This is a genomic window from Streptomyces sp., from assembly GCF_036566765.1.
Lineage (GTDB): Bacteria > Actinomycetota > Actinomycetes > Streptomycetales > Streptomycetaceae > Streptomyces.
In genome coordinates, this window is record NZ_DATCVQ010000211.1 from 1 (window position 1) to 6,962 (window position 6,962).

Annotated in this window: 8 protein-coding genes and 2 pseudogenes; 4 read left to right on the forward strand and 6 right to left on the reverse strand. The window is 72.3% G+C overall.

Annotated elements, in window-relative coordinates; all coding sequences use genetic code 11:
* From VIU94_RS12215 to VIU94_RS12235, 5 genes and pseudogenes are all read right to left on the reverse strand, one after another.
* Nucleotides 1-322: pseudogene (locus VIU94_RS12215) on the reverse strand (HD-GYP domain-containing protein); the annotation flags it as partial.
* Nucleotides 323-450: 128 nt separating this feature from the next.
* Nucleotides 451-753, reverse strand: coding sequence for a mycothiol system anti-sigma-R factor (rsrA, locus tag VIU94_RS12220; RefSeq protein WP_331910610.1), 303 nt, complete (start codon nt 751-753; stop codon nt 451-453).
* A complete protein-coding gene (locus tag VIU94_RS12225) occupies nt 750-1,406 on the reverse strand; it encodes a sigma-70 family RNA polymerase sigma factor (RefSeq protein WP_331910622.1) in 657 nt (218 codons plus the stop codon). The genes rsrA and VIU94_RS12225 overlap by 4 nt, the downstream gene beginning before the upstream one ends.
* A gap of 206 nt (nt 1,407-1,612) precedes the next feature.
* Entirely contained in the window at nt 1,613-2,269 is a 657-nt protein-coding gene (locus VIU94_RS12230; protein WP_331910612.1) for an alpha/beta hydrolase family protein, read from the reverse strand.
* A 45-nt stretch (nt 2,270-2,314) separates the two neighbouring features.
* A complete protein-coding gene (locus tag VIU94_RS12235) occupies nt 2,315-3,130 on the reverse strand; it encodes an SOS response-associated peptidase (RefSeq protein ID WP_331910624.1) in 816 nt (271 codons plus the stop codon).
* Between the two features lie 105 nt (nt 3,131-3,235).
* Between VIU94_RS12235 and VIU94_RS12240 the strand changes: the two genes are divergently transcribed.
* From VIU94_RS12240 to VIU94_RS12255, 4 genes are all read left to right on the forward strand, one after another.
* On the forward strand, nt 3,236-3,955 hold the full coding sequence (locus VIU94_RS12240; RefSeq protein ID WP_331910614.1) for a M50 family metallopeptidase: 720 nt from the start codon (nt 3,236-3,238) through the stop codon (nt 3,953-3,955).
* 43 nt (nt 3,956-3,998) lie between these two features.
* Nucleotides 3,999-5,351, forward strand: a complete 1,353-nt coding sequence (gene aroA / locus VIU94_RS12245; protein WP_331910616.1) for a 3-phosphoshikimate 1-carboxyvinyltransferase — start codon at nt 3,999-4,001, stop codon at nt 5,349-5,351.
* Nucleotides 5,352-5,355: 4 nt separating this feature from the next.
* Complete coding sequence (gene rsgA, locus VIU94_RS12250; RefSeq protein ID WP_331910618.1) at nt 5,356-6,369, forward strand: ribosome small subunit-dependent GTPase A; 1,014 nt, start codon at nt 5,356-5,358, stop codon at nt 6,367-6,369.
* A gap of 92 nt (nt 6,370-6,461) precedes the next feature.
* Nucleotides 6,462-6,785: a DMT family transporter gene (locus VIU94_RS12255; RefSeq protein ID WP_331910620.1), complete on the forward strand. Its 324-nt coding sequence runs from the start codon at nt 6,462-6,464 to the stop codon at nt 6,783-6,785.
* On the opposite strand, the pseudogene VIU94_RS12260 reads toward VIU94_RS12255, so the two are convergent.
* Nucleotides 6,751-6,962 (reverse strand): annotated as a pseudogene (locus VIU94_RS12260) (TetR/AcrR family transcriptional regulator); the annotation flags it as partial. The gene VIU94_RS12255 and the pseudogene VIU94_RS12260 overlap by 35 nt on opposite strands.

Below are 6,962 nucleotides of genomic sequence, written 5' to 3' on the forward strand. Positions count from 1 at the left end.
CGCGGGCGGCCAGCGCCCCGGGCAGCGCGGTGAGCGCGGCGGCGGCGGGCGGCAGCAGCAGCGCGGCGGCGAGGAGCACGGGGAGGAACGACCCGGCCCCCGTCGGCGGCGTGCCGCCGAGCATGCGCTCGAACAACCGGAACCTGGCGGGCAGTTCGCAGCACGCGTACACGGCGGCGAGCAGCGCGACCGTGGTCCAGGGGGTGAGCGCGCCCGGGCGCAGCGCGGGGGCGGCGAGCGCCGCGGCGCACAGGGCGGCGCAGGCGAGGTAGCCGCGTGCCGCTCCGGGGAGTCCCATCACGCCGGTCATCACGGCGGTCACGCTAGCGAGTCGACGCGGGCGCGAGGGCCGGTGACGACTGATTCGCACCATCGGGTGAGACAAGCTGATATACGCATCGGACCGCCGCGATCACGTCGCGGCGGTCCGTCGTGTCTGTGGGCGGGGCGCTACTGCTCCTGCGGCGCGGCCGTCACGTCGTGGTCGGGCACGGCCTCGCCGGCGCGGATCAGGTCGATCCGGCCCATCACCTTGGCCCGCAGGTCGGTGGGCACGTCGTCACTGCCGCAGCAGCGCTTGACGAGCTTCTTCACCGCCTGCTCCAGGCCGTACTTCTCCAGGCACGGGGAGCACTCCTCGAAGTGCACCTCGAACTTGGTGCAGTCACTGTCGGGCATCTCATGGTCGAGGAACTCGTAGAGATGATCCAGGACCTCCGAGCAGTCCGTCTCGTGCGGATCTCCGCAGCTCATGACCCCGAGCCCTTCCGATCGTCCGACGACTCCCCGGCGCCCGCCGGTACCAGCCCGCGGTCGCGAGCGTAGTCCTCGAGCATGCCGCGCAACTGACGGCGGCCCCGGTGCAGTCGGGACATCACCGTACCGATGGGAGTACCCATGATGTCGGCGATCTCCTTGTACGCAAAGCCCTCGACGTCAGCGAGATAGACGGCGATGCGGAACTCCTCGGGAATCGCCTGGAGCGCTTCCTTGACGTCGGAGTCCGGCAGGTGGTCGAGCGCCTGGGACTCGGCGGACCGCAGGCCCGTCGACATGTGCGACTCGGCCCGAGCGAGCTGCCAGTCCTCGATCTCCTCGGCGGCACTGCGCTGCGGCTCGCGCTGCTTCTTGCGGTACGAGTTGATGAAGGTGTTCGTGAGGATCCGGTACAGCCAGGCCTTCAGGTTCGTACCCTCACGGAACTGGTGGAAGGAGCCGTACGCCTTGGCATAGGTCTCCTGCACCAGGTCCTCCGCGTCCGCGGGGTTGCGCGTCATGCGCAGTGCGGCGGAGTACATCTGGTCGAGGAAACCAAGAGCGTCCCGCTCGAAGCGCGCGTTGCGCTCCACGGTCGACTCCTCGTGGCCGTCGTCGGTTCCTGTGTCGGTCCCAGTGACAGGACCCACCTCCTCCAGCGCCTTGGCGGGACCGAAGCCGGACCCACTCGTTTCGGAGGATAGACGAGGAACCGCTCCGCCCGCCGCCCGAATAGGGGCGATCTTGGCCGCAGGCAGCACCGTCCAGTCGAGGTCAGCGGCCTGCGAGCGCTGGGGGCAGATGGTCGAACCCATGCGACGGACTTCCTCTCCTTGAACTCTCTCACCGACGCCCGTCACAACACGGGGCGACCGCTCAGCATTCCCGGCGTCGCGAGCCACTCGGCGACTGAGTCCGTGAGGAGGGTCATGGCCTCCGACTCCGTCAGGTCGGCGCGCTTGGGGACGGCGAAGGAGTGGTCGCCGTACGGCACCTCGACGAGCCGGAACTCGCCCTCGGGGAACTCCTCGGGCTTCCCGAAGGGGTCGTTGCCGCCCTGGACGACGAGGGTGGGCACGCCCGCACCGAGGAGTTCGTCGGCGCGGGACTTCTCGGGGCGGCCGGGCGGATGGAGGGGGAAGCTGAGCGCCAGGACGGCGACGGCGCCCAGCTCGGTGGCGGTCCGGCAGGCGACCCGCGCGCCGGCGCTGCGGCCGCCGGCGACGACGGGCAGGCCGGGCTTCGCCAGCGCGGGCCAGATGTCGCGCCAGCCGGCGTCCAGCGTCTTGGGTGCGGGCGCGACCTTCTTCCCGGCGACCCGCCAGGGCATCTCGACGAGCGCCACGCTCATGCCGTGCACGGGCAGCGTCCCGGCCAGCGCCACGAGGTCCCGCACCCCGATACCGCCGCCGGCCCCGTGCGAGAGCGCCACCACGCCCCGGGCCTTCGGCGCCCGGTGCCAGTGCACCCGCGCCTGGCCGGTCCCGGTCTCCACCGTCTCGATCTCCGTCACCCGCCCATCCTGCCGCGCGGCGCCGCGGAGCGGCGGGAGGCACGGTCAGAACAGGGTGGCGACCTCCGGGCCCGACAGCTCGGTCAGAAGCTCGGGGCCGTTGTTGCGGACGTTGCTGACGGCGGTCGGCACCGGGTACGCCCGCATCAGCCCCTCCGGCGGCGCGGTCAGCAGGCCCCGGAGCTCGTCCGGGTCCGTGCGCGTCGGGTCCAGCCACGAGTCCCACCGGTCCGGCGTCAGCATCAGCGGCATCCGCGGGTGGATGTCGGCCAGCGAGTGCGGGCCCTCCTCGGGCGCGACCCCGAGCGGCCCGGTCTCCGCCTCGGTCGTGACGACGGAGCACGTCACCCACCACGCCGAGGGGTGGTCGTCCGGCAGCGTCCGGTCCCGCCAGAACTCGTACAGGCCGGCCATCGCGAACACCGAGCCGTCCGCCGGGGTCACGAAGTACGGCTGCTTGCGCGGCCGCTTCTTCTTGCCCTCGACCTCCAGCTCCCGCTCATCGGACCCGGTGACCCACTCGTAGTACCCGTCCGCCGGCAGGATGCACCGCCGGGTCGAGAACGCCCGCTTGAAGGACGGCTTCTCGTGGATCGTCTCCGCCCGCGCGTTGATCATCCGGGCCGCGCCGTCCGGGCTCTTCGCCCACGACGGGACCAGGCCCCACTTCAGCGCGCGCAGCTGGCGAACCGGCCGGCGCGATTCGGCGTCCTTCAAAGGACGCTCCAACACCGCGTAGACCTCTTTCGTCGGGGCCACGTTCCAGTCGGGCGCCAGGGTCTCCTTCGGCTCCCACTTCTCGACCTCGAAGACCCCGACCAGATCCTCGGGCCTTCGACTCGCTGCAAACCGTCCGCACATACGTGCCACACTGCCACTTCCTCCCGCCGCCCGACCACCGCCCCGCGACGACGGTGCTTCGCACCGATGCCCTCCCCTCTCCCACCCGAGGAGCCGATCCACAAAATGAGCGACGTCTTCGAACTGAGCGATGTCCTCGGCAGCGACGTTCTGGGCACCCAGCCCGCGCCCGAGCTGTGGATCGTGATCGCGACCGCGGTCGCCGCGCTGCTCGTCGTCGTGCCCCGCCCGGCCTGGCGGCTCTCCCGCAACGCCATCACCATCGCGCACGAGGGCGGCCACGGCCTGATCGCCCTGATCACCGGCCGCCGGCTCGAAGGCATCCGGCTGCATTCCGACACCAGCGGCCTGACCGTGAGCCGCGGCCGGCCCACCGGCCTCGGCATGATCCTCACCGCGGCCGCCGGCTACACCGCCCCGCCGCTCCTCGGCCTCGGCGGCGCGTGGCTGCTCACCGCGCACCGCGTCACCCTGCTGCTGTGGCTCGCCACCGCCCTGCTGCTCGCCATGCTGGTGATGATCCGCAACGCGTACGGGGTGCTCACCGTCGTCCTCACGGGCGCCGCGTTCCTGCTCGTGTCCTGGCTCACCGACCCGGCCGTGCAGGCGGCGTTCGCGTACACCGTCGTCTGGTTCCTGCTCCTCGGCGGGGTCCGGCCGGCCTTCGAGCTCCAGGCCAAGCGGCGGCACGGGGGCGCCTCGGACTCGGACGCGGACCAGCTCTCCCGGCTCACCCACGTGCCGCCCGCCATGTGGTTCTTCCTCTTCCACGCGGTCTCGCTGTGCTCGCTGATCGGCGGCGGTCGCTGGCTGCTCGGCCTGTAGTCGCCGTGCGGCCCACCGGTCGTGCCCCCACTAAAGTGAGGGCATGACCGTTCCTTCCGTGCCCACCACCCCGCAGACCCCGCTCTGGCCCGCCCCGTATGCGAGCGGAGCCGTCGACGCGACGGTCACCGTGCCCGGATCGAAGTCGGTCACCAACCGCGGCCTCGTCCTCGCCGCCCTCGCCGCCGAGCCGGGCTGGCTGCGCCGCCCGCTGCGCTCCCGCGACACGCTTCTCATGGCCCAGGCCCTGCGCACCCTGGGCGTCCGCATCGAGGAGACGGTGTCGTCCAGTTCCTCCGTCACGGGCGGCCCGGACGGTACGGGCGAGGCCTGGCGGGTCATCCCGGCGCCGCTGCGCGGCGGCGCGACCGTGGACGTCGGCAACGCCGGCACCGTGATGCGCTTCCTGCCGCCGGTCGCCGCCCTCGCCGACGGCCCGGTCCGCTTCGACGGCGACCCGCGCTCGCACGAGCGGCCGCTGCACGGCGTGATCGACGCGCTGCGCGTGCTCGGGGCCCGGATCGACGACGACGGCCGCGGCGCGCTGCCGATGACGGTGCAGGGCGCGGGCGCCCTGGACGGCGGCCGGGTCGAGATCGACGCCTCGTCCTCGTCCCAGTTCGTCTCGGCGCTGCTGCTGTCCGCGCCGCGCTTCAACCAGGGCGTCGAGGTCCGGCACGTCGGGGCGAAGCTGCCCTCCATGCCGCACATCCGGATGACCGTCGACATGCTCCGCGTGGTCGGGGCGCAGGTCGACGAGCCGGAGACCGGCGGCGAGCCGAACGTCTGGCGGGTCTCCCCGTCCGCGCTGCTCGGCCGCGACCTGACCGTCGAGCCGGACCTGTCCAACGCCCAGCCGTTCCTGGCCGCGGCGCTGGTCACCGGCGGCCGGGTCACCGTCCCGGACTGGCCGTCCCGCACCACCCAGCCCGGTGACGCGCTGCGCGAGATCTTCACCGAGATGGGCGGTTCCTGCGAGCTGACCGAGCGCGGCCTGACCTTCACCGGCACCGGCCGGATCCACGGCATCGACGTCGACCTGAGCGAGGTCGGCGAGCTGACCCCCGGCATCGCGGCGGTCGCCGCCCTGGCCGACTCCCCGTCCACGCTGCGCGGCGTCGCCCATCTGAGGCTGCACGAGACCGACCGGCTCGCCGCGCTCACCAAGGAGATCAACGAGCTCGGCGGCGACGTCACCGAGACCGAGGACGGCCTGCACATCCGCCCGCGCCCGCTGCACGGCGGCGTGTTCCACACGTACGACGACCACCGGATGGCGACGGCCGGCTCCATCATCGGCCTCGCGGTGGAGGGCGTGGAGATCGAGAACGTGGCGACGACCGCCAAGACCTTGCCGGACTTCCCCAGGATGTGGACCGAAATGCTCGAGGCCTGACGACATGCGGCGCTACGGCAAGCACACCGACGAGGACGACATCCGCCAGCGGCCCAACCCCAAGGGCAACCGGCCCCGGACCAACATCCGCCCCAAGCACGAGGACGCGGCCGAGGGCATGGTCCTCACGGTGGACCGCGGCCGGCTGACCGTCCTGGTCGACGACCGTGCCGTACTGGCGATGAAGGCCCGCGAGCTGGGCCGCAAGGCCGCCGTCGTCGGGGACCGGGTGGAGCTGGTCGGCGACCTGTCCGGCAAGAAGGACACCCTGGCCCGGATCGTCCGGATCGGCGAGCGCAGCTCCGTCCTGCGCCGCACCGCCGACGACGACGACCCGTACGAGCGCGTGGTCGTCGCCAACGCCGACCAGTTGGCGATCGTCACCGCGCTCGCCGACCCCGAGCCCCGCCCGCGACTGATCGACCGCTGTCTGGTCGCCGCGTACGACGGCGGTCTCGTACCGCTGCTCGTCCTCACCAAGTCGGACCTGGCCCCGGCGGACGAGCTCCTGGAGATGTACGGCGCGCTCGGTGTGCCCCATGTGGTGACCACCCGCGACGAGTTCGTGGACGGGGTCGCGGCCGAGCGGGTCCACGAGCACCTCAAGGGGCGGACCACCGCGTTCGTCGGCCACTCCGGCGTCGGCAAGACGACCCTGGTCAACGCCCTGGTGCCGGCGGACCGCCGACGGACCACCGGCGTGGTCAACGCGGTCACCGGCCGCGGCCGGCACACCACCACCTCGGCGCTCGCGCTCCCGCTGAACGACCCGGCCGGCGGCTGGGTGATCGACACTCCGGGCGTGCGCTCCTTCGGCCTGAACCACGTCGACCCGTCCCGCGTGATCCTCGCCTTCCCCGATCTCGTACCGGGCACGGAGAACTGCCCGCGGGCGTGCAGCCACGACGAGCCGGACTGCGCGCTGGACGCGTGGGCGGCCGAGGGGCACGCCGATCCGGCCCGCCTGTACTCGCTGCGGCGACTGCTCGCCACCCGGGAACGACGCGAGGGTGACTGATTCGCGCACGTTTGCGGCCCGTGTCCGTTGGTAAGTGCATAATCGCACCAAGTGAGACGAAGCAGTCACCGACGGCGTGGGAGGCACTGACGATGGCGTGGCTGCTGGTGGTGCTCGCCGGTCTCCTTGAAGTCGGCTTCGCGGTGGGGCTGAAGCTCTCGCACGGATTCACCCGGCTCTGGCCGACCGTCGCCTTCGCCTGCTTCGCCCTCGGCAGCTTCGGTCTGCTGACGCTGGCGCTGAAGAAGCTGGACGTGGGCGCGGCGTACGCGGTGTGGACCGGCATCGGCGCGGCGGGCACGGCGATCTACGGAATGATCTTCCTCGGCGACGTCGTCTCCACCCTGAAGATCGTCTCGATCAGCCTGGTGGTCGCCGGGGTCATCGGTCTCCAACTGTCGGGCTCCGCCCACTGAGGACGCTGCGCACCGTCTGACCGACGCCCTGCGGGCCGGGCGCGACGATGTACGAGAGCGCCAGCCGGACCGCGAGCTCGCAGGACGGCGCGGTCCGGGCGTCCGCGTGGGCCAGGGTCGCCGCGACCAGGTCGGCCGGCGCGGGAGCGCCCGCGTCGGCGCGCCGCTGGGCCGGGA